Genomic DNA, 20185 nt, shown 5'->3' on the forward strand with positions numbered 1-20185 from the left:
TTATGCAAAAGCAACTCAATAAAATTTTAAAGTTTGTTTTCCTATTGTCTGTTTCTTGGGGATGTGAGCAGTATTTGGAGGTCGAACTTCCCAATCAAGGACCACAGTTAGTGCTTAATGCAATGATGGAAAAGGATACCGTTAAGGTATATTTGACTAAAAGCCGAAGTGTCTTGGAAGGTCGGGAGCAAGAAGCCTTTGACCTTGTGGAAGGGGCAAGAGTTACCCTTACAATCCCTAATGGTACTGTGAATAGCCTCCATTTTGAAAAAAACGACACTCCATTTGGAGAAGATGCCTTTTATTGGTTACCTGTCCAAAACTTGGAGTCTGATGCTTCCTACTTAATCCGAGCGGAAAGTCTCGGACTTGACCCGGTACAGGGTGCCATCAAGTATCCAAAGGAAGTTCCAATAAAAGAACTGAGCTATACCACTATTGGTCCAGATGCCCAATACCTAGAGAGTGAAATTCTTGAATTTACCCTTTCATTTGAAGATTTACCAGGGAAAAATTTTTTTGAAGTAAGCGCAGATTATTTTGGAAAAAGTGTTCAAAAGGACAACCACTTCTACTTTGGTAGTCCACTCATTGAACCTGTAAACCCAGGTTATAAAAAAGATTTTGGCATTTATTCTGGTTTGCTATTCGATGATGCTCTTTTTAAAGAGAGTAAAGCTGAAGTAAAATTTCGAGTATCTGTTCCCAGAAATGCAGAATTGGAATTTTCCCTTAGGTTTTCCCATGTGACCGAATCTTATTTTCGTTACCGAGAGTCTGTAGCTCTTCAAAATAAAGTGAGGGATGATGTATTCTCTCAACCTGTTTTAGTTTATTCCAACCTCAACAATGGAATGGGAGTGATTCAGGCTAGAAACTCGCAAGTAAAGAAACTCAAACTATTGATATCAGAATAGAAGAAACTAAGGTCTATGTCCGCATAGACCTTTTTTCTTTCGTGATTTCTTATGCTGAGTCTTGCTGAAAAAGTCGCAGATAAGGGATGATATGCTCAGAATTGATCAAACTGCCCAAATTTCAGCTTTCAGCTTTAAGACTTTATCCTTTTGATTTTTGCTCTCAGCAGACAATTACCGCCTACTGGATCCTCTCGCACCAAAAAACTTTAAATCCACCGGGTGTTTTTGTACCGATCAGGTAGTCTTCTCCACCGTCCTTTAGCCCAAATTTCTTTTTGAAATCCTCTGCTCCTGAGCTATAATTTCGGCAAATGACATTGACTTTTCCAGTTGGAAAAAGAGCTTTGATTTCCTGTTTTTTGGGCGAGATTTCCCGAATCACCTCAAATATCCGAGCTGGAATCCCTCCTGGGAGTTGATTCCCCGTGTACAAATGGCTGTTTTTCTCCAGTTTTTTGAACCCGAAACGGGCCCCAAAAAGAGAAAATGCACCGGCCTTTAAAATTCCGCTCAGGGGCTCGAATAAATATTTTTCAACTTCTCCGAATTCAGAATTGGAAAAGACTTCCTCCTTGGGATTAAAGGAAAATTTGGGGAGATCATTTCCTAAATCCATTACCTCAATCTGCTTTTCGGGACTATCATGACCTTTTTCCCAATGCAGAAGGAGCTCTTTGACTTCATTTTTGACCGAGACAATGGTAATTTTTTGAACCTCAGGAAGCTCAGTCCAAGCTTGGGTAATATCCAGCATGGGGGAGACCTTCAAAAGAATTTTCTCTGACTTGGACTTCATCAACTCCCAAGCGCTGACCACATCCGGTTCGCAATCTTGGAGCTTATACAGCTTTTGATTGCCGGTTCCACGTCTTGCAGGATCGGCATAGATCAAGTCAAAATGAAGATCTGTTTTTGCTAAAAATTCCAATCCATCTCCTTCGACAAACTCAAATTTTTTACTCAAACCCTCCAAGGGATTTGAACCCATGGAGGGTTCCAATAGCCCGAGGTTATACTTTGAGATTTGAAATAGTTCCGGCTGCCTTTCACAATAAATCCCTTTTTCGAATCCTAGACTCAAAAAATAAAAGTCCACTCCGAATCCCCCAGTCAGGTCGATCATTAATTTTCCCGAAGAGCCGTTAGCTTTCAATAGGGCAGTTTCTTCGCTGGAGCTTTGCTCCAAAGAGATGGAAGCCGGGAAAATTAGACCTGGATTGGCGGCCCAGGAAGGAAGCTTTTTAGCGGCTTTTTGACGGGCGGAAATTTGCTGTACGGCTGCTCTCAGGTCAAAGGATACTTTTCCCTGGTATTTAAAAAGCAAAAGTGCAGGATCTTCCGAAAGATGATCCTGCACAAATTGTCGGAATTCAGCGCTATTCATTTCGCTGAGCTCCATTAGACTAATTTATTTTCCAAAAGGTATTCTGCGATCTGAACCGCATTGGTCGCGGCACCTTTTCTCAGGTTATCTGCTACAATCCACATGTTCAAAGTATTAGGCTGGGATTCGTCTCTTCTGAGACGGCCCACAAATACCTCATCTTTTTTATGTGCATTGATCGGCATAGGATAGACAAAATTCGTAGGATCATCCTGCACGATTACACCGGGAGTTGCTTCCAACAGGGCACGCACCTCAGCTAGATCAAAGTCTTGCTTGAATTCCACATTGACCGCTTCGGAGTGACCTCCCATGGTTGGGATTCGGACGGTGGTAGAAGTCACCTGAATGGTGTCATCACTGAAGATTTTCTTGGTCTCGTTGATCATCTTCATTTCCTCTTTGGTATAACCATTGGGCTGGAATACATCGATATGAGGAAGGACATTCATGTCAATCTTATGAGGATAGACCATTGGAGGATTGCTTTCACCAGCACGCTCGGCCATCATTTGATCTACTGCAGCTTTTCCTGTCCCGGTTACAGACTGGTAAGTCGATACTACAATTCTTTTGATCCCATAACGGTTTCTCAAAGGCTCCAATGCCAAGACCATCTGAATGGTGGAGCAATTGGGATTGGCGATGATCTTGTCCTCTTTGGTCAGCTCCTTAGCATTGATCTCCGGAACGACCAGTTTTTTGCTAGGATCCATTCTCCAAGCAGAGGAGTTGTCTACCACTACAGTTCCGACTTCTGCAAATTTTGGAGCCCATTCCAGGGAAGTACTTCCACCTGCGGAGAAAATGGCGATTTCAGGTTTGGCTGCTACCGCATCAGCAAGGCCGACAATGGTATGTTTTTTACCCTTATACTCGATCTGTTTACCTACAGAGCGCTCGGAAGCTACCAGTAGGAGTTCATCATAAGGGAAGTTGTGCTCATCGAGCACCTCGAGGATTTCGGTTCCTACCAGTCCGGTAGCACCGACTACAGCCAGTTTCATGTGATTATGATTTGTTTTTTAAAGGCCACATGGAATGCTTTTGAAAAGAGATCCCAAATCTGTGGGACTTTTTCTCAGGCATTTCATGCTTAAATAGGTTTTTGAATGATAATGGGATGCAAAAGTAAGCACTAGCGCTTCATTTTCAGGATAATGCCTAAAAAATTCCCTGAAAATTTTTGTTGCTATTTATCCTGATATCGTAATTTTATATAGTTAGGTGAGACTTTTTAGAAATTATACCATTGGAAGCATTTTTTAAATATGGAATTGGCTTCATGATGCTTTGGCTTCAGCTGCTTTTGGGAGCTGAAGACTCCTTGGCTCAGACCCAAAATTTTGAAAACAATATTAATCCCGTTTCTTATCCGTCTGAATTTTTGCCCGGATGGTATGGAAACGAGGTAAGGGATAATTCCTCCAGGATTTTTCAGGTCAATGGACAGGGAAGGGGGAATTCAAGAGCCTTGGCCGTTCAGCCGATCAGTACCTTTAATGGGCAGATTTGGATTAGACTAAATGTTAATCAAGATCCACGTAAAAAAGTAGTTTTTTGGGCGAAATCAGCACAAAATGGCACTGGAAACCGGCCTGCACTGGTATTTTTTTCCTGGAGTAAAAGTCTGACTGGAGAATATGCGTTCAGGAATTCTTTGGTAAAGGATTTAGAGTTTGCGAATGAAAATCAGGAATTCCGAAAGTTTACCCTTGCTATACCCGAATCACTTGGCGGGGAAGAGGAGATTTTTTTAAAGTTGGAGATAAATTATGGACCTGGAACGGGTAGTGCCGCCCGATGGCTAATGGATGACTTTTTCTTCGGAGAATTGGAAATAGACCTTCGACCGCCTCAGGTGGCTAATGTCAAAGGATTTGCGAGAAATGAACTCTGGGTTCAGTTTGATGAGAAGGTGGATCCAGTATTTAGCCTTTTGCCTCCTGTGTATTCTTTGGAAGGCATTCAGCCCGATAGGATCGCAAGGAAAAATGATTCTACCATGATTTTGTCTTTTGAAAGCTCCTTGGTAGAAGGGAAAGAATATACACTTAAGACGGGAAAGATTCCGGACCTGGAAGGGAACTTGCTCAAAGACACTAGCTTGGTGTTTAAATTTTTTGATCCCACAGCCTATGAATACAAGTCTTTGGTAATCAATGAGCTGATGCCTGCTCCGAGAGCAGATCAGGATCTTCCCAATGCGGAATATATTGAGCTTTTCAATCCTACCGATAAGGAGTTTAGGCTGGATTTACTGAGGATTTCAAATTCCAGAAATGAAACCTCTCTGCCGGAAGGCTGGATGAATTCTGGTGATTTTTTGATTTTGGTGCCCAAGGGGCTGGAGAATTGGTTTTTAGGATATGGAAAAGTGTTGGGAGTTTCGAACTGGCCAGTACTATTGAACTCCGGCGATCAGGTAACTCTAAAAAGCCAATCCGGGCTTGTTTTGGATCAAATTACCTTCAATACCAATACTTGGGGTGGGAGTGAGTTTTCTGGTGGTGCTTATAGTTTGGAGGTTCCTAATCCATTTTTTCTTTGCGACAACTCCAGTTTTCTCCGGACATCTGTGGATCCCCTTAGAGGAACTCCGGGTCGAATTAATTCTGTTTTCAACCTCAACCTTGAATTACCAAAGCCTAATCTGAAACGAGCCTATTTTTTAGACTCACTTCATTTTATCTTGGACTTGGAAGGGGTAATATCCGGTGTAATTCAGGCCGAGCAGATCGATATAAGCCCTAATCTAGGCATAGAAAAAGTAGAGAGGCTGGCTCAAGGATGGAGAGTTCAGCTAAAAGAGCCTGCGTTTCCCAATCAGGTCTTTCAAATTTCTTTACTTGGACTGCAAGACTGTTATGGGAGAGATTTGGGTAGAATTGGGCCAGTCAGCCTTGTTTTGGCCTCTCCGCCCAAACCTGGAGAAATTCACCTCACAGAGGTGCTGTTTGATCCGGTTTCCGGTGATCCTAAGTTTGTGGAAATCCACAATTCCAGTTCGAATTATCTAAATCTCAAATCTTGGGCCTTGGGGAATCTAAATGACCAAGGGCAAGTGTCGCAAATCCGGATTTTCGGAACTGAAGGGACAATTCTGTCTCCCGGAGAGTTTCTGGCGATCAGTACTGATTCGGAGAAGTTGAAAGCCCGATACCCCAAATCCAGGGAGGGAAATTTTTTACAGGTTTCGGCTTTGCCAAGCTATCCGATCTCTGGAGGTTCGGTAGTATTGCTTCGCAATGAGAAAGAGTTGGTGGAGAAGTTCACTTATTCTTCAAAGTATCACCATCCTCTGATTCAAAATTCCAAAGGAGTCTCTCTGGAGAGGATTTCCATCAGAAATCCGGTTTCGGATCTCGCAAATTGGCAAAGCGCGTCGGGAAATGAAGATTTTGCCACTCCCGGTAGGAGGAATTCTCAGTTTTTGAATGAGGAGACATTGAATGATATTTTCAAAATTGAACCCAAGGTATTTGATCCAGAGGGGAGTCAGGGACCAGCCTTTACGACTATTTCCTATGAACTGGACCAAGCGGGTTGGGTGGGGACTTTGGGAATTTATTCCGTCACAGGGCTTTTGGTGAATACGCTTTGTCAAAACCAGGTCCTGGGAACTAGGGGGATTTTTACCTGGAATGGATTGGATGAAAAAGGAGCTAGGGTCAGGCCAGGGTACTACGTGCTTTTGGCTGAGCTTTTTGACTTAGAAGGAAGAGTGAAAGTGATTAAAAAAACCATTGTCGTTGCGGTTAAGCTATGATTTTCAGCGTTTTTTTGGATTTGAAAAACGAAAATTTAGTATATTGTTGCAAACGATAACCCCATGGAAAGAGATCTGATCACCTTAGCCCTCCAAGAGATCGCCTTGAAAAATGGCAAAGATCTCAATGAAGTTCAACAATATCTTATGATGCGCTATCGGATAAAAGTAGATCCAATAGCTCTCTCGAAAAGATTAAAAAAGATTTTAGAAGAAGAAAAAGCCGTCGCATGACGGTTTTTTTATGAGATATTTTGGGTAATGGGGTATTGCTTCGTAAATAATTGGTTTATAGCTCAAAAGAAAAAACAGAATTCTGTTTTGTAGGGATTCGTAATAAATTGGACAACCCAAAGTTTTTGGAATTATCAAAGTCCACCGTATTTTAGGGAACCAAACCCTTAAAAGATTTTTCAGGTATACTATAACAAACCAATGAAGGCTATGAGTCAGGAAGAAAAAACAGCATATTCTCAGGATGAATTGAAGGAATTTGAGGAAATCATTCTTCAGAAGTTGGCGATAGCCAAAGAGGAATTGCACTCTTTGAAAGAAACATTGAGCAAGAAGAATGATTCCGGAACAGATTATACAGCTTCCACTTCAAAGCTTCTAGAAGACGGCGCAGATACTCTTGAGAGAGAAAGTATGAGCCAATTGGCGGCCAGACAGCAAAAGTTCGTCATCAACTTGGAGAATGCCTTGGTCCGCATCAAAAACGGAACCTATGGTATCTGCGTGGATACCGGAAAATTAATCTCCAAAGAAAGATTGAAGGCTGTTCCTCATACCATGCATTCTATCGAAGCAAAACTCGCCAAGAAATAAGTGGACTTTCTTCACAGACATATTGAAGCACTGATTTTCTGTGCTCCTGAACCTTTGTCTTCTTCTGAAATGGTTAAATGCCTTAGCGAAATGTTTGAGGCAGAAGTTCCTTTGGATCACGTGGAATCAGCCATTTATGATTTGAGGAAAAAATATAATCAAGATGATTTCGCCTTCAGTTTAGAACAGATTTCAGGAGGGTATCAGTTTTTGACCAAGCCTGCCTATCAGACAAGCATCAGTATTCTGTTGAAGCAGCAATCTCAAAAGCGACTTTCCACGGCCCAGCTGGAGACTTTATCCATTATCGCCTACAAGCAGCCCATTACTAAAGGAGAAGTGGAACAGATTCGAGGAGTCAATTGTGATTACTCGGTACAAAAATTATTGGAAAAGGAGCTAATAGAAATCCAAGGGAAGTCAGAAGGAGTAGGCAAGCCTTTGATTTACGGGACTTCCAAAAAGTTTATGGAGTATTTTGGCATCAACTCAATTCAGGATTTGCCTCATCCTAAGGATTTCACCCAAGCTGACAATCAAATCGGAGAAGAAAGAGAATGAGTTAAGCCGGATCGACCTTGGCCAATCGGGAGATAAGGTATTTTTTACCGGTAGTAATTTCTTCACAAACAACGCGCGTTCTACGGGTTTCTCCTTTTTTGAATTTTCTGCCTGCGACTTGAAAAACACTTCCAGGAGCAAGGTCTGAAAGAAAGAAAGCAGCTGTATTTCTCTTGCTTTGATCGTATTTGCTCATTTCTTTCATCAAGAACAAGTCCCTTGCTAAACTTGCCGCTGGATTACTCATATGTAATTTTAGAGGAATCAGAATGTCTTTTGGGAAAATTTCCTCAGAAAGTAAGGGAAGCATTAAACTTTGGAAGGTTCTTTTCCATTCTTTCCCGTGCGGGGCATGAGCCATTCCGTATTTTTCAAAAGTCCTCAGGTGAGCGACTTCATGGATAAAGGTCAATAAGAATTGGTAGGGGTTGAGATCAGAATTAATTGTAATAGACTGTATTTTCTGGTCTTTGCGGTAGCGAAAATCTCCCAATTTGGTTGCTCTGGGATTTTTCACAGAAAAGGAAAAGGGAGTTTCTTCCCACAGAGATAAACAATAGCTTACCGCACTTTTTGGAAGATGGAGTGCTAGGATCTCCTTGAATTTTCCTGAGTTATTCATCAGGTAAAAATAAAAAAAAAGAACCCCGAACTAGTTCGGGGTTCTTAAGTTCCGTTTTCGGGATCAATTACTGAGCTGGAGCTACAACTGTAGTGTCAACAGCAGCAGCTGCAGTGTCAACTGCAGGAGCTTCTTCAACAACAGTTTCTTCAACTACTACAGTTTCTTCAACTGTTTCTTCAGTAGTCTTGTTGCCACAAGATGCAGTAGCGATCAAGCCAGCGATTGCGAAAATTGCAAATACCTTTTTCATTTGTTATGGTTTTCTTAATTACATCACAAAGGTACTAGTATTATTTTCAATTGTGCAAGTGCCGCTCAAATATTTTTTTATTTGTTTTTATAAACAATCTTTACCGGAACGCCTTCAAAATCAAAGTTTTCTCTCAGTCTGTTTTCTAAGAACCTGGTATAAGGATCCTTGATGTACTGAGGAAGATTGCAAAAGAACGCGAATACAGGGTTTTTGGTAGGAAGTTGAGTCGCATACTTGATCTTGATGTACTTCCCTTTCCAGGCAGGAGGGGGGTAGTTTTCAATCTCTTTCAGCATCACGTCGTTCAGTTTGGAGGTTGGAATTCTTCGGGTTTTGTTCTCAAAAACTTTGACAGCAAGTTCAATCGCCTGAAAAATTCTTTGTTTTTCAGTCACGGAAGTGAAAATAATTGGGATCCATTTGTGCTCTCCCAACCTTTCCAGCATTTGACTTTTGATTTTATCCATGGTTTTATGATCCTTTTCGATCAAATCCCACTTATTGACCATGATCATTACTCCCTTGTTATTCTTGATTGCAAGTGCGATCAAGTTGATGTCCTGAGCTTCCAGGCCGCGGGTAGCATCTACCATGACGATAACTACATCGGACTCTTCCAGAGTTCGAAGAGATCTCATGACGGAATAAAATTCAATGTCTTCCTTTACTTTACCCTTTTTTCGGATTCCTGCAGTATCTGTGATGATAAAGTCCTGCCCGAAAAATTTGTATCTCGTGTGAATTGCATCTCTGGTAGTTCCAGCCTCATCGGTGACAATGGAGCGTTCCTGACCCAACAGAGCATTCAGGAAGGAGGATTTCCCCACATTGGGTCTTCCGAGAATGGAAATCTTGGGAACTCCCGCATCCGGGTCTTCTTCCCCATCTTCTTTGAAATGAGTAACTACTTCATCCAAAAGGTCTCCGGTACCTGAGCCAGACACTGCTGCAATCGGGAAAATTTCAAAATCAGATAGGCCTAAAGCATAAAATTCATTGGCCATGAAGGCCTTGTCTTGATTATCTGCTTTGTTGGCGACGATATAGAGTGGTTTGGCAGATCCCCGAAGCTCATTGGCAAACTCAGTGTCCAGATCCGTAAGTCCGTCATGACAGTCCACTACGAATAGGATGACATCAGCCTCTTCCAAGGCGAGTTTCACCTGCTTTCTGATTTCGGCTTCGAACACGTCATCAGACCCAGTAACATATCCTCCGGTGTCTATGACTGAGAAAAATTTTCCAGCCCATTGTGCATGACCGTAATGTCTGTCTCTGGTCACCCCGCTGAGGTTGTCCTCTATGGCTTTTCTTTCTTCAACCAATCTGTTAAAAAGAGTGGATTTTCCAACGTTTGGTCTGCCTACAATTGCTACAATATTTGCCATGATTAAGATGGGTCGTACCCGAATTTTTTAAGTTTTGCTTTATTTTTTCTCCAGTCCTGCTCTACCTTCACAAAGGTTTCGAGAAAGACTTTTTTGCCGAAGAACTTTTCCAGTTCTTCCCGGGCTTCAATGCCTACTTTTTTTAACATTTTGCCTTTATCACCGATTAGAATACCTTTTTGGCTATTCCGCTCACAAAAGATGGTAGCCCGGATTTTGATGATGGTTTCCTCCTCGTAGAAGTCTTCAATTCCTACTTCGGTGCTGTAGGGAATTTCTTTTTTGTAATTGGTAAATATCTTTTCCCGGATGATCTCAGAGGCAAAGAACCGCTCAGGTCGGTCAGTTAGTTCCTCTTTATCATAAAAAGCGGGGTGTTCTGGAAGTTTATCAAGGATTTCTTGAAGAATTCTTTCGGTATTGAAGTTTTCCTTTGCGGAGATTGGGATGACGGTGTCTGCTTTAATTCTGGAAGTCCAATAGTTGGTTACTTCCTCCAACTGCCCTTCTTTGGCCAAGTCAATTTTGTTGATGACTAGGAGAACCGGGATTCCGGATTCATTGATTCTTTGGATGACATCCTCTATTTCTTCTTCAGTTTCGTAGAGGTCAGTCACAAAAAGAATGATGTCCGCATCCTCAAGAGACAGGTTTACAAAGCTCATCATGCTTTTATGAAGCTCATATTTTGGCTTCAGCATCCCAGGAGTATCTGAAAAAACTATTTGGTAATCATCTGTATTAATGAGTCCGACAATTCGGTGTCGAGTGGTCTGAGCTTTGGAGGAAATAATAGAAAGTCGCTCACCAACAAGGATGTTCATTAATGTGGACTTACCGACATTTGGTTTCCCTATAATATTGACAAAGCCTGCTTTGTGTGGGTGAGCGGTCATTTTCTAAGATTTTTTTGCAAAGGTACTTGATTTTTGAGAGATAGTCCTTACCTTTGCATCACAATATCGCGGGATGGAGCAGTTGGTAGCTCGTCGGGCTCATAACCCGAAGGTCACAGGTTCGAGTCCTGTTCCCGCTACTACGAAGGGTACTTAACAGTGCCCTTTTTTTGTTTCTCCCCTTCCAAGTTAAGTTTCAGAAAAGTTTATCCGCTCAGTTTCCCTTAGAGTTTAAGTAGAAAGTATCTTCTTTTTAGGGATTTCAACCCTTTTGGTTGTGGGACTGGAAGAGAAGTAAAGGCAATTGCTGAATTTTTTCAGCCTGAGAAAATTGTTGCTTCTGATATCTCTGAAAACATGATTTCAAAGTGTCAGGTCAATTTGAAAACTTGGGGAATTGAAGCCATAACTCAGACCCATGTTGGAGACGCCAAAGACTTCAGAGAGGGAGTCGGTTCTTTTGACTTGGTTACTATCATGAATAGCATGATGACCTACGTGCCGGTCAAAAAAGACAGGATTACCATTTTCAAAAATTCATTTGACCTTCTTAGACCAAAAGGAACATTAATAGGTACGGTTCACCACCAGGTTGGTAGCCCTGCAAAGACATATTATTTTAAATTGAGAAAAATGTTCTCCTTTATCCTCGGTGAAAAGGTAGGGAATAGAAATACTGGATTCAACGGATTTAAAGTCCCAGGATATTATTATGATAAAGCAACTTTGATTGCCGACATCAAGTCTGTGGGATTTAATCACGTGGAGGTTTTATCCCTCGAGGAATATTACAAGAGTATAGGGAAGTATTATAACACCAAGAAAGGATACAACAACTTGATTTTCCTTGCTCGGAAAGATTAAAAAGGAATGACGATTTTTTTTAAAAAACAATCGGCCATTCCCTACTCAAAATCACTCTCCCACCCCATGGGAAGGTAGTCGATCCGGAAGTTTTCCAGCTTTTGTTTACGTGCTTCCAATACCCTTTGCCGTTTGGCAAGGGTAATGTTTTTGTGACTTAGGAGTACCAAACTCTTTTTCAAGGAATTGAAAAAGAGCTTTCTCCGAAGTAATTCTTTACGAGAAGTCTTCAATTTGGAAATTTGAATTCCAGAGCTCATACCATTTTTTATGCTTCTCAATAATCCTGGAAGAAATATCCCAAAAGCTTTTGAGTGTCGAGAATGTATTATGTGAAAAATCATGCCAAAAATTTTGCTCCAAGATAGTCATTTAAATAGTCCGAAAAATACCCAGTACTGGGTATTTTTCGGTTTTTGGAGTACTTTTTCTTGGAATTATCTTCTTTTTTTCAAATTGTCCAAAGCGTATTTGCCGCCCCCAAAAATCATAATCGCCAGAAATACAGTGAAAAAGAGTAAGGGTAATTCCTTTTTCCCAAAGGGGTCATTCCAATGTGCATAGAAAGCTGCCGTAAGCATAGTGATCATCAATGGAATGGTAGCAAGCCGGGTTTTAAACCCAATCATGATCAATACGGAACATAACACTTCAGCAAATACTGCAAGGCCTAAACTTACCACTGGCCCAAGCCCAAAAGGATCTGCGAATTTGATGGGTTCATCACCAAAAAAACGAAGGAGCTTTGGAATGCCATGGGTGAGCATCATGCCGCCTGCCATTAATCTGACTATCAAAAGCCCTATTTCTCTTCCAGGATTTCTTCTCATAGATTCTAGTTATTGTTGTCTGACGAATTTATTCATTAATTGCGGAGACCATCCGGTCTTTTCCATTAAGGTCCTGATGCAGTTTTATTCGGCTGTATCCCATTGTCTTAAGCAAATCGCACACTTCAGAGCCCCTGTGTTCGAAAATTTCGAAATAGATTTTACCGGAAGTCTTCAAAAGTCTTTTTCCCTTTTGAGCAATTACCCTGTAGAATAATAAAGGATCCCTGTCTGGAACAAAAAGGGCCAAATGAGGCTCATGGTCCAAAACGTTCCGATGCATGGACTCCTTTTCCTCTTCTGGGACATAAGGCGGGTTTGAAACCAAAATGTCCAGTTCAAATAGAGTTGGTGTGTCAGTAAGGATGTCCAATAGAATAAATTCAACATCCGCATGGTGTTTTTGGGCATTTTGCCTAGCGACTTCAATGGCTTCCTTTGAGACATCCAAAGCAAATACTTCAGGGGACTTGAGTTCAAGTTTCAGAGTGATCGGAATGCATCCAGTACCAGTTCCAATATCCAAGACCCTAAGCCCAGGTTGAGGATTTTCTTTTAGGATTAAATGCACCAATTCCTCAGTTTCATTTCTTGGGATTAAAGTATGTTGATTGACTAGAAACTCTCTGCCGTAAAAAGGGCCATGGCCAAGAATATATTGAATAGGTTCCCCCGTTTTAAGCCTTTCAAAGTCTTTCCAAATCGACTCCGGAATGTCTTTTTCCTCCATAAAATGAAAAACATCCACTCGCCTCAGACCTAAATGATGTTCCAAAAGCCATTCAATAAGGACCTGTGATTCTTCGGGAGAATATAAGGGACGAAGTTCAGAGGCGAGTTTTTGAGAAAATTCCTGATAGGTGAGAGCCATAAGCAAATGTAAAGCGCCCTGACTTTTTTTGATAAAAAATTATTAAAAAGGCATCCTCAAAATTGTCATTACCTTTGTGGAGAAGTTAAAAGCCAATGAAATTACACAATAACACCATTCGAGGAGTACATCAAGCACTGGAAGCGATATTTGAAGAGGGACAATATGCTGACAAAGTCATTGAGAGAACTTTAAAGTCCAACCCCAAATGGGGAGCACGGGACCGTTCCTTTATTGCAGAAACTGCTTATGAAATGGTGAGATGGTGGAGATTGGTCAACTTCCTGAGTCCCACTAAAGACTATTGGGATCTATTCGGAACTTACTGGCTCATGAAAGGGGAGGAGCTCCCTAGTTGGGAGGAGTTTTCCAGACTGAATCCTGAAAAAATCAAATCCAAGTACGAGAGTATCTCTGATCCTGCAATTTTGGAATCCATTCCGGATTGGTTGGAAAAATTGGGAGTAAAGGAACTCGGAGAAAAATGGAGCTCGGAAATCCATGCCCTCAATGAGGAAGCAGAGGTAGTTTTGAGAGTGAATACCTTAAAAACTACCCGGGAAAGACTTAAGAACCGTCTTGCTGCAGATGGAATTGATACCTATATCGTGAAGGGATATCCGGATGCTTTGATCTTGGAAGAGCGACAGAATATCTTCAAAAATCCTGCTTTCAAAGAGGGACTTTTTGAAGTTCAGGATGCCAGCTCTCAACTGGTGGCAGCTTCTTTGGCAGTAGAACCTGGAATGCGGGTAATCGACGCTTGTGCGGGAGCAGGAGGGAAGTCCCTTCACCTTGCCGCCTTGATGGAAAATAAGGGCAAAGTGCTTTCCATGGATGTGGAAGAGTGGAAACTGCAGCAGGCTAAATTGAGAGCGAGAAGAAATGGCGTGTCTATTTTTGAGCCTAGATTGATTGAAGGCACAAAAACCATCAAACGGCTGAAAGAATCTGCAGATCGTCTTTTGCTTGATGTGCCTTGCTCAGGCTTGGGAGTGCTGAGACGCAATCCGGACACCAAGTGGAAGTTGAGCCCTGAGTCGATCGAAAATGTTCAAAAGACCCAGCAAGAAATCCTGCAGACCTATCCTTCCATGCTCAAATCAGGAGGTCAAATGGTTTACGCTACCTGTAGTATCCTTCCATCGGAAAATGAAATTCAAGTACAAAAATTTCTGGAAAGTGAAGCTGGGAAGGGCTTTGAGTTGATCGAAGATAAAAAAGTATTGGCCCAAGAATCTGGATTTGATGGCTTTTACATTGCAAGATTATTGAAGAAATAACTTGATACCTCTCTATTAATCAGTAATTTGAGCTATCATTTTTTCTCAAATTACTGAAGTTATGGACTTGGAAACTGTTTTTTCGATTGCAAATTCCCTCGCCTTTTTCTGCTGGATTTTGCTGTTCGTTTTGTACCAAAAGAAGTGGGTTTACAAATTTTTGTATTCCTTCGTTTTTGGGATTCTTTCTTTGGCCTATTTGTTTTTTATCCTAAAAGGGATCGGTTCAGAATCCCAGGGAGGCTTTGACTCTCTGGCAAATGTGAAAACCATGTTTTCCTCAGATGAAGCTGTCTTGGCTGGGTGGATTCATTACTTAGCCTTTGATTTGTTTGTAGGCATGTGGATTTGTCACGATTCGGGGCTTCGAAATATCAACCGTTGGATTTTGCTCCCATGTCTTTTGTTGACATTTCTTATGGGGCCAATAGGATTTTTATTGTACCTCCTAGTCAGAATTGGGTATGAGAAAAGCTATCCGCAAAACCCGTTTTTTGAAAAATCTGTGAGCTGATTTTATTTTTCTCTCGAGGAATGAAAAAATTCCTTTCAGAATGGGATGTTAAAATCCCCGTCCTTGAAGCCCACTTTTCCAAAAGAAATTTTAAATACACCATCAAAAAGTAAGAGTAGCCACATAAATTTTTGTTTTTCTCTGGCATGGCATTGGTTTTTGTTTGTAACTTTGACGGGCAAATAGGGTTACCTACAACCAATATTTGCCATGAATCCAAACTCCTCGAAGTTTCTCTTCGAAGCACTCACCTACGATGACGTGCTTCTTGTACCAGGTTATTCTGAAGTTCTTCCCAGAGACACAAATACTTCCACCTGGCTTACCAAAAAAATCCGATTGAATATACCATTGGTATCCGCTGCTATGGATACCGTGACTGAAGCTGAATTGGCAATTGCCATTGCTTTGGAAGGTGGATTGGGTTTTATCCATAAAAACATGTCCATCGAAAAGCAGGCCGCCCAGGTACGTAAAGTGAAGCGTTCTCAAGCCGGAATGATTTTAGATCCTATCACATTGGATATCAACTCCAAAGTTCGGGATGCTGAGGCAATCATGCGAGAGTTTCATATCGGTGGAATTCCTGTGGTGGATGAAAACAAAATCCTAAAGGGAATTATTACCAACCGGGATTTGAGATTCATTAAGGATCCTAATAGGCTGGTTAGGGATATTATGACTATCGACAACCTGATCACTGCCAAATCCGGTGTTTCTTTGGAGCAAGCAGAGGAGATTCTTCAAGAGTACAAAATCGAAAAACTCCCGATCGTTGATGAGGACCATAAGCTTACCGGGCTGATTACTTATAAGGATATTCTGAAAAGAAAGGATAAGCCAAACGCCTGTAAGGATGAATTTGGAAGATTGAGAGTAGGAGCTGCAGTCGGAGTGACGGCTGATATTGTCGAGCGTGTGGAGGCATTGAAAAATGCCGGTGTGGACGTAGTTTCCATTGATACAGCTCATGGTCACTCCAAAGGAGTCATCGACACATGTAAAAAAATCAAGGCAGCATTCCCAGACCTTGAAGTAATTGTTGGAAATATTGCCACACCTGAGGCGGCGACTGCCCTTGCGGATGCGGGCGCGGATGCGGTAAAAGTAGGAGTGGGGCCAGGTTCCATTTGCACCACTCGGGTGATTGCAGGAGTCGGAGTTCCGCAGCTTTCTGCAGTTTTTGAATGTGCAGAAGCACTGAAAGGACGTGGAGTTCCAGTAATCGCAGATGGAGGGATTCGTTACTCAGGAGATTTGGTGAAAGCCATTGCGGCTGGTGGTAGCTCCATCATGATCGGATCTTTGCTGGCCGGAACAGAGGAAGCTCCGGGTGAAATGATCATTTTCGAAGGCAGAAAATTTAAGAGCTATCGAGGAATGGGTTCTTTGGAGGCAATGGAGTCAGGATCTAAAGACCGTTATTTCCAAGACGCAGAAGACAATATCAAGAAGCTGGTTCCTGAAGGTATTGTCGGCCGGGTGCCATACAAAGGCCTAGTTTCTGAAGTATTATATCAATTGGTGGGTGGACTTCAGGCCGGAATGGGCTATTGCGGAACAAGAACCATTGAAGATCTTCAGAACAATGGAAAATTTGTGAAAATCACCACTGCCGGGGTTAAAGAATCCCATCCACACGATGTGAGTGTGACTCGGGAAGCTCCTAACTACAGCTTGAAAGGATAACAAAAAAACCGGCTTAGGCCGGTTTTTTGCTTTTTAGCAGAATGTCCTTGACGATGGATTCTGCATGTACGATGCTGTTTTCTATAAAAAATTCCCGGGTATTCAGTCCGCCACACACGACTCCTGCCAGATAAACTCCCGGCACATTGGACTCTTGATTGGCCTGGTCATAGCATGGTTGACGCTTTTCGTCTAAGCTTAATTCAACACCAAGCTGATCCAAAAGAGCAAAATTGGGTTTGTATCCGGTCATGGCTAATACCCAATCATTTTCTATGGTCACTTCTCCGTCGGGAGTAGAGATAGTCACCTCGGTTTCGCTGATGGATTTCACGCTTGATCGGGGAAAAGCACGGATAGATCCTTCTTTGATCCGGTTCATTATGTCTGGTCTTACCCAATATTTTACATTTTCATCTACCTCATCTCCCAGCAAAACTATACTCACTTCAGCGCCTTTTCTCCAGCATTCCAATGCTGCATCGACGGCAGAATTAGCACCGCCAACCACTAATACCTTCTGTGCAATAAAAGGCCAAGGCTCTTTATAGTAGTGGAGCACTTTTGGAAGTTCTTCTCCGGGTACATCCATCAGATTGGGCAAATCATAAAAACCTGTGGCCAAGACCAGTTTTCGGGAACGATAGGTGGATTTGGAGGTTTTGATCTCAAATTCGTCTCCTGATTTCACAAGGGTTTTTACGCCTTCATACAAATTGACTTTTAGCTGGAAATGCTGATAAATCCGTCTGTAATATTCTAAGGCTTCAGTTCGGGTCGGCTTCGCGCCTATTGACATGAAAGGTATTCCGGCCATTTCCAAGCGTTCGGAAGTGGAGAAAAAGGTCATGTTAACAGGATAGTTGTAGATCGAATTGCAAAGAGTACCTTTTTCTAAAATCAGGTATTCCAAACCCGCTTTTTGAGCTTCAATTCCGCAGGCAAGGCCTATCGGCCCCCCACCAATAATGATCAGGTCGTAAACTTTTGTCATGGTCAAGGTTGAAAGCTAAAAGATGAATCTCTAAAGGACTTGAAGTCCCAGTCAAAGCTTCTTTCTTTGATCTGGGTTAAGCCTTTCCTATCCCTTAAAACTGCAGAGGCCGAAACAGTTCCATAATTGGGAGTGATTCGGATCAACTGTGCAGAAAGCTGAATCTCCATATCAGGTGGAGCGCCGGTTTTGGGTAGATTCTCCAAAGGATAGGTTTCGGTTGATTTCAGGATCTTCAGCAATTGGTTTTCCGATGGATTTTGAAGGCTAACTTGATCAAGTTGGGTTTTTGCCAGCTCAGTCTTTGGCCAAGGGGAATTGAGTAATCCGTTGGAAAGGCCATGGATCCCCGGTTTCACTTCTGAAGGCTCCTGTCCGTAATTACTAAAATAATGTAAGCTGTCACCATCGCTCACCAGCAGATTGAAGCCATCGTACTTTTCTTTGGAGTGTGCTACTTGAACCAGATATTCTTCAGGAGAAATTTCCTTCTCCAAAAAATCTGAAACTAACTTCCCCCTACTGATTTCAGGCTTTCTGTTTTGGGTAAAATCGCGGTAATTGGTCACTAGGGCCCATTTTCCATTCGGATGAAAACCCATCCAGGTACCCCCACTTTGAAGATCTTTTCCTGCAAAAACTCCAGAATCCCATTGATGTAATGGGGCGGTGGGACGCTGGAAAAACTCATCCCGATTGGCTGAAATCAAGAGTGGATATTGAGGATTGGTTTTCCAGGCAATGGCTACTAAACACATATCTTAAAGGTAAAAAAAGAGGTCGCTTTACTGCAACCTCCATTCCGATGATCAATCAACTTTTGCTTCTTGCAAACTTGGATAGTCAGTGAAGCCCTTTTCCCCAGGGGTGTAAAAGGTATCCTGATCCCAGGCCGCCAATGGGGCATTCTGTGCAAATCTTTCCGGCAAATCCGGGTTGGAAATAAACGGTTTGCCAAAAGCTACCGCATCAGCAAGGCCTTCTTCAATAATCTGATTACCTTTTTCTTGGTCAAAATTGGAGTTGATTACCAAGGTGCCTTTGTAGATAGGTCTATAGCGCTTGGCAATATTTGGCTCTGCGAAAGGCACCTCGCTGACATCTGTGAAGGGCTCGGATAGGTGAAGATAAGCCAAGTTGTAATCATTCAGACGATTGATGATGTAATCGAAGGTAGGGATGGTGCTCTCATCCAGAGTCGTTCCAAATATCCCGTGAAGGGAAGGGTTGAGCCGCACCCCGATCCGATTTTCAGGCATCACTTCTTTAATGGCATCAATTACCTCAAATAAAATCCTTGCCCGGTTTTCTATACTTCCCCCGTATTCGTCTGTTCGGAAATTTGAGGTTGCGTTGAAGAACTGGTGAAAAAGGTAGCCATTGGAAGAGTGGATTTCAACTCCATCAAAACCTGCCTCCATGGCATTCTTTGCTCCGTTTTTGAAGTCCTGAATTGTTTCTTGGATCTCTTCCAGTGTCATTGCTTTCGCAGTTACAGTGTCTTTGAACCCTTGGGGGGTGTAAGACTTGGAGTTTGGATTGGTTGCAGAGGCAGAAAGGGGCAACTCTCCGCCATGAAAATCCGGATGTGACATTCTTCCCACATGCCAAAGCTGAATGAAAATATGCCCGCCTTCCTCGTGTACGGCTTGCGTGACTTGTTTCCATGCTTCTGTTTGGGCCTGGGTGTAAATCCCGGGCGTATTGATGTAGCCTACTGCTTTGGAGGAGATTTGGGATCCCTCGGAAATGATCAATCCAGCAGAGGCTCTTTGGCGATAATAGGTCGCGTGGATATCAAAAACCTTGTTTTCGGGATTGTTTGCCCGGCTCCGGGTCATGGGTGCCATCCAAACTCGATTCTTCAAATTTAAATCTCCCACCTGAATAGGTTGTAAAAGGGCTTGTGAAAAACTCATGGTAGTAATAGTTGTTTAAAATTCAATGTATAGACAACTAATGTGAAGTCGAATGAGTTCGGACGTGCTTAAATTTCTTCTCATCAAAATTATTTTTTGAGAGAAAATGTCTTCAATGATCTTGATTACAGTATTTTAACTCTTTTTAATACGATTTTTGTCGTACTTTTTTGAAATTACGATGGCTTTCGTATAACTTTGGTACGAAGCTTATCGTAATTGCTGTCATGAACAAACCTACAGAAGCCGAATTGGAGATATTATCTCTGCTTTGGGAAATGAAAGAAGCCAGCGTCAGGCAAATCCATGAGCGGATTTCCCAATCCAAGGAGACGGGATATACCACCACCCTCAAAATCATGCAGATCATGCACGCCAAAGGAATGGTGGCTCGGGACGAGCAAAGCAGAACTCATATTTACCGTCCGCTCACCAAGCAAGGAGACACTCAAAAATCTCTTTTGAAAAATCTGATGACTACCGCTTTCGGAGGCTCTGCAAAATCACTGGTAATGCAGGCTTTGGGCCAGGAAAAGCCCTCTAAAGAAGAAATTGATGAAATCCGCGCTTTTCTTGATCAGCTTGAAAATAAATAAA

Annotated in this window: 20 protein-coding genes, 1 tRNA gene and 1 pseudogene; 11 read left to right on the plus strand and 11 right to left on the minus strand. The window is 42.2% G+C overall.

Annotated features, from left to right (window positions below; translation table 11 throughout):
- Positions 1 to 2: 2 nt before the first annotated feature.
- Positions 3 to 917 carry a DUF4249 domain-containing protein gene (locus G458_RS0118000; protein WP_035468457.1) on the plus strand — a complete coding sequence of 305 codons (915 nt, stop codon included), beginning with the start codon at positions 3 to 5 and terminating at the stop codon, positions 915 to 917.
- A 181-nt stretch (positions 918 to 1098) separates the two neighbouring features.
- Here G458_RS0118000 and G458_RS0118005 read toward each other — a convergent pair whose 3' ends face one another.
- Both G458_RS0118005 and G458_RS0118010 read right to left on the minus strand, forming a co-directional pair.
- Complete coding sequence (locus G458_RS0118005) at positions 1099 to 2319, minus strand: class I SAM-dependent methyltransferase (protein WP_026953138.1); 1221 nt, start codon at positions 2317 to 2319, stop codon at positions 1099 to 1101.
- Positions 2319 to 3311, minus strand: a complete 993-nt coding sequence (locus tag G458_RS0118010; protein WP_026953139.1) for an aspartate-semialdehyde dehydrogenase — start codon at positions 3309 to 3311, stop codon at positions 2319 to 2321. The genes G458_RS0118005 and G458_RS0118010 overlap by 1 nt, the downstream gene beginning before the upstream one ends.
- 245 nt (positions 3312 to 3556) lie before the next feature.
- Between G458_RS0118010 and G458_RS0118015 the strand changes: the two genes are divergently transcribed.
- The 4 genes from G458_RS0118015 to scpB all read left to right on the plus strand — a co-directional run bounded on the left by G458_RS0118015 (position 3557) and on the right by scpB (position 7462).
- Positions 3557 to 6073, plus strand: a complete 2517-nt coding sequence (locus tag G458_RS0118015; protein ID WP_026953140.1) for a lamin tail domain-containing protein — start codon at positions 3557 to 3559, stop codon at positions 6071 to 6073.
- Positions 6074 to 6136: 63 nt separating this feature from the next.
- Positions 6137 to 6307, plus strand: coding sequence for a hypothetical protein (locus tag G458_RS21835; RefSeq protein WP_157359856.1), 171 nt, complete (start codon positions 6137 to 6139; stop codon positions 6305 to 6307).
- Between the two features lie 210 nt (positions 6308 to 6517).
- Positions 6518 to 6901 (plus strand): TraR/DksA family transcriptional regulator, encoded by a 384-nt coding sequence (locus G458_RS0118025; RefSeq protein WP_026953141.1) that lies wholly within the window; start codon positions 6518 to 6520, stop codon positions 6899 to 6901.
- Positions 6902 to 7462, plus strand: coding sequence for an SMC-Scp complex subunit ScpB (scpB, locus tag G458_RS0118030; RefSeq protein WP_026953142.1), 561 nt, complete (start codon positions 6902 to 6904; stop codon positions 7460 to 7462).
- A 1-nt stretch (position 7463) separates the two neighbouring features.
- Here the strand turns inward: scpB and G458_RS0118035 are convergent, their stop codons facing one another.
- The 4 genes from G458_RS0118035 to era form a co-directional block, all read right to left on the minus strand.
- Complete coding sequence (locus G458_RS0118035; RefSeq protein ID WP_035468460.1) at positions 7464 to 8084, minus strand: SprT-like domain-containing protein; 621 nt, start codon at positions 8082 to 8084, stop codon at positions 7464 to 7466.
- 67 nt (positions 8085 to 8151) lie between these two features.
- Complete coding sequence (locus G458_RS0118040; RefSeq protein WP_026953144.1) at positions 8152 to 8337, minus strand: hypothetical protein; 186 nt, start codon at positions 8335 to 8337, stop codon at positions 8152 to 8154.
- A 77-nt stretch (positions 8338 to 8414) separates the two neighbouring features.
- Entirely contained in the window at positions 8415 to 9728 is a 1314-nt protein-coding gene (der, locus tag G458_RS0118045; RefSeq protein ID WP_026953145.1) for a ribosome biogenesis GTPase Der, read from the minus strand.
- A 2-nt stretch (positions 9729 to 9730) separates the two neighbouring features.
- Positions 9731 to 10624 (minus strand): GTPase Era, encoded by an 894-nt coding sequence (gene era / locus G458_RS0118050; protein ID WP_026953146.1) that lies wholly within the window; start codon positions 10622 to 10624, stop codon positions 9731 to 9733.
- Positions 10625 to 10691: 67 nt separating this feature from the next.
- Here era and G458_RS0118055 point away from each other — a divergent pair.
- Positions 10692 to 10764 (plus strand) — tRNA-Met (locus tag G458_RS0118055).
- 142 nt (positions 10765 to 10906) lie between these two features.
- Positions 10907 to 11488: pseudogene (locus G458_RS0118060) on the plus strand (class I SAM-dependent methyltransferase); the annotation flags it as partial.
- Positions 11489 to 11925: 437 nt separating this feature from the next.
- Here the strand turns inward: G458_RS0118060 and G458_RS0118070 are convergent.
- Complete coding sequence (locus G458_RS0118070; RefSeq protein WP_026953149.1) at positions 11926 to 12318, minus strand: DoxX family protein; 393 nt, start codon at positions 12316 to 12318, stop codon at positions 11926 to 11928.
- A gap of 28 nt (positions 12319 to 12346) precedes the next feature.
- A complete protein-coding gene (prmC, locus tag G458_RS0118075; RefSeq protein WP_035468461.1) occupies positions 12347 to 13189 on the minus strand; it encodes a peptide chain release factor N(5)-glutamine methyltransferase in 843 nt (280 codons plus the stop codon).
- Between the two features lie 95 nt (positions 13190 to 13284).
- On the opposite strand from prmC, the gene G458_RS0118080 reads away from it, so the two are divergent.
- The 3 genes from G458_RS0118080 to guaB all read left to right on the plus strand — a co-directional run bounded on the left by G458_RS0118080 (position 13285) and on the right by guaB (position 16675).
- Positions 13285 to 14472, plus strand: a complete 1188-nt coding sequence (locus tag G458_RS0118080) for an RsmB/NOP family class I SAM-dependent RNA methyltransferase (RefSeq protein WP_026953151.1) — start codon at positions 13285 to 13287, stop codon at positions 14470 to 14472.
- Between the two features lie 61 nt (positions 14473 to 14533).
- Positions 14534 to 14986 (plus strand): ABA4-like family protein, encoded by a 453-nt coding sequence (locus G458_RS0118085; RefSeq protein WP_026953152.1) that lies wholly within the window; start codon positions 14534 to 14536, stop codon positions 14984 to 14986.
- A 210-nt stretch (positions 14987 to 15196) separates the two neighbouring features.
- Positions 15197 to 16675: an IMP dehydrogenase gene (guaB, locus tag G458_RS0118095; RefSeq protein WP_026953153.1), complete on the plus strand. Its 1479-nt coding sequence runs from the start codon at positions 15197 to 15199 to the stop codon at positions 16673 to 16675.
- 13 nt (positions 16676 to 16688) lie between these two features.
- Here guaB and G458_RS0118100 read toward each other — a convergent pair whose 3' ends face one another.
- From G458_RS0118100 to G458_RS0118110, 3 genes are read right to left on the minus strand one after another with little or no spacing between them, the layout of a single operon-like run.
- Entirely contained in the window at positions 16689 to 17669 is a 981-nt protein-coding gene (locus G458_RS0118100; RefSeq protein WP_026953154.1) for a YpdA family putative bacillithiol disulfide reductase, read from the minus strand.
- 2 nt (positions 17670 to 17671) lie between these two features.
- On the minus strand, positions 17672 to 18427 hold the full coding sequence (locus G458_RS0118105) for an NRDE family protein (protein WP_026953155.1): 756 nt from the start codon (positions 18425 to 18427) through the stop codon (positions 17672 to 17674).
- Positions 18428 to 18478: 51 nt separating this feature from the next.
- Positions 18479 to 19588, minus strand: coding sequence for an alkene reductase (locus G458_RS0118110; RefSeq protein ID WP_026953156.1), 1110 nt, complete (start codon positions 19586 to 19588; stop codon positions 18479 to 18481).
- Between the two features lie 227 nt (positions 19589 to 19815).
- Between G458_RS0118110 and G458_RS0118115 the strand changes: the two genes are divergently transcribed.
- Complete coding sequence (locus G458_RS0118115) at positions 19816 to 20184, plus strand: BlaI/MecI/CopY family transcriptional regulator (protein ID WP_026953157.1); 369 nt, start codon at positions 19816 to 19818, stop codon at positions 20182 to 20184.
- Position 20185: the final 1 nt, after the last annotated feature.

The sequence above is a fragment of the Algoriphagus mannitolivorans DSM 15301 genome (assembly GCF_000429425.1).
GTDB lineage: Bacteria > Bacteroidota > Bacteroidia > Cytophagales > Cyclobacteriaceae > Algoriphagus > Algoriphagus mannitolivorans.

Excerpts from the sequence above, each read along its gene's own strand:
- G458_RS0118080 (WP_026953151.1), top strand. The coding sequence starts at position 13,285 with ATGAAATTACACAATAACACCATTCGAGGAGTACATCAAGCACTGGAA.
- G458_RS0118005 (WP_026953138.1), bottom strand. The coding sequence starts at position 2,319 with ATGGAGCTCAGCGAAATGAATAGCGCTGAATTCCGACAATTTGTGCAG.
- G458_RS0118105 (WP_026953155.1), bottom strand. The coding sequence starts at position 18,427 with ATGTGTTTAGTAGCCATTGCCTGGAAAACCAATCCTCAATATCCACTC.
- G458_RS0118115 (WP_026953157.1), top strand. The coding sequence starts at position 19,816 with ATGAACAAACCTACAGAAGCCGAATTGGAGATATTATCTCTGCTTTGG.
- G458_RS0118070 (WP_026953149.1), bottom strand. The coding sequence starts at position 12,318 with ATGAGAAGAAATCCTGGAAGAGAAATAGGGCTTTTGATAGTCAGATTA.
- G458_RS0118100 (WP_026953154.1), bottom strand. The coding sequence starts at position 17,669 with ATGACAAAAGTTTACGACCTGATCATTATTGGTGGGGGGCCGATAGGC.
- G458_RS0118035 (WP_035468460.1), bottom strand. The coding sequence starts at position 8,084 with ATGAATAACTCAGGAAAATTCAAGGAGATCCTAGCACTCCATCTTCCA.
- prmC (WP_035468461.1), bottom strand. The coding sequence starts at position 13,189 with ATGGCTCTCACCTATCAGGAATTTTCTCAAAAACTCGCCTCTGAACTT.
- G458_RS0118025 (WP_026953141.1), top strand. The coding sequence starts at position 6,518 with ATGAGTCAGGAAGAAAAAACAGCATATTCTCAGGATGAATTGAAGGAA.
- G458_RS0118010 (WP_026953139.1), bottom strand. The coding sequence starts at position 3,311 with ATGAAACTGGCTGTAGTCGGTGCTACCGGACTGGTAGGAACCGAAATC.
- guaB (WP_026953153.1), top strand. The coding sequence starts at position 15,197 with ATGAATCCAAACTCCTCGAAGTTTCTCTTCGAAGCACTCACCTACGAT.
- G458_RS0118000 (WP_035468457.1), top strand. The coding sequence starts at position 3 with ATGCAAAAGCAACTCAATAAAATTTTAAAGTTTGTTTTCCTATTGTCT.
- G458_RS21835 (WP_157359856.1), top strand. The coding sequence starts at position 6,137 with ATGGAAAGAGATCTGATCACCTTAGCCCTCCAAGAGATCGCCTTGAAA.
- G458_RS0118110 (WP_026953156.1), bottom strand. The coding sequence starts at position 19,588 with ATGAGTTTTTCACAAGCCCTTTTACAACCTATTCAGGTGGGAGATTTA.
- era (WP_026953146.1), bottom strand. The coding sequence starts at position 10,624 with ATGACCGCTCACCCACACAAAGCAGGCTTTGTCAATATTATAGGGAAA.
- der (WP_026953145.1), bottom strand. The coding sequence starts at position 9,728 with ATGGCAAATATTGTAGCAATTGTAGGCAGACCAAACGTTGGAAAATCC.
- G458_RS0118085 (WP_026953152.1), top strand. The coding sequence starts at position 14,534 with ATGGACTTGGAAACTGTTTTTTCGATTGCAAATTCCCTCGCCTTTTTC.
- G458_RS0118040 (WP_026953144.1), bottom strand. The coding sequence starts at position 8,337 with ATGAAAAAGGTATTTGCAATTTTCGCAATCGCTGGCTTGATCGCTACT.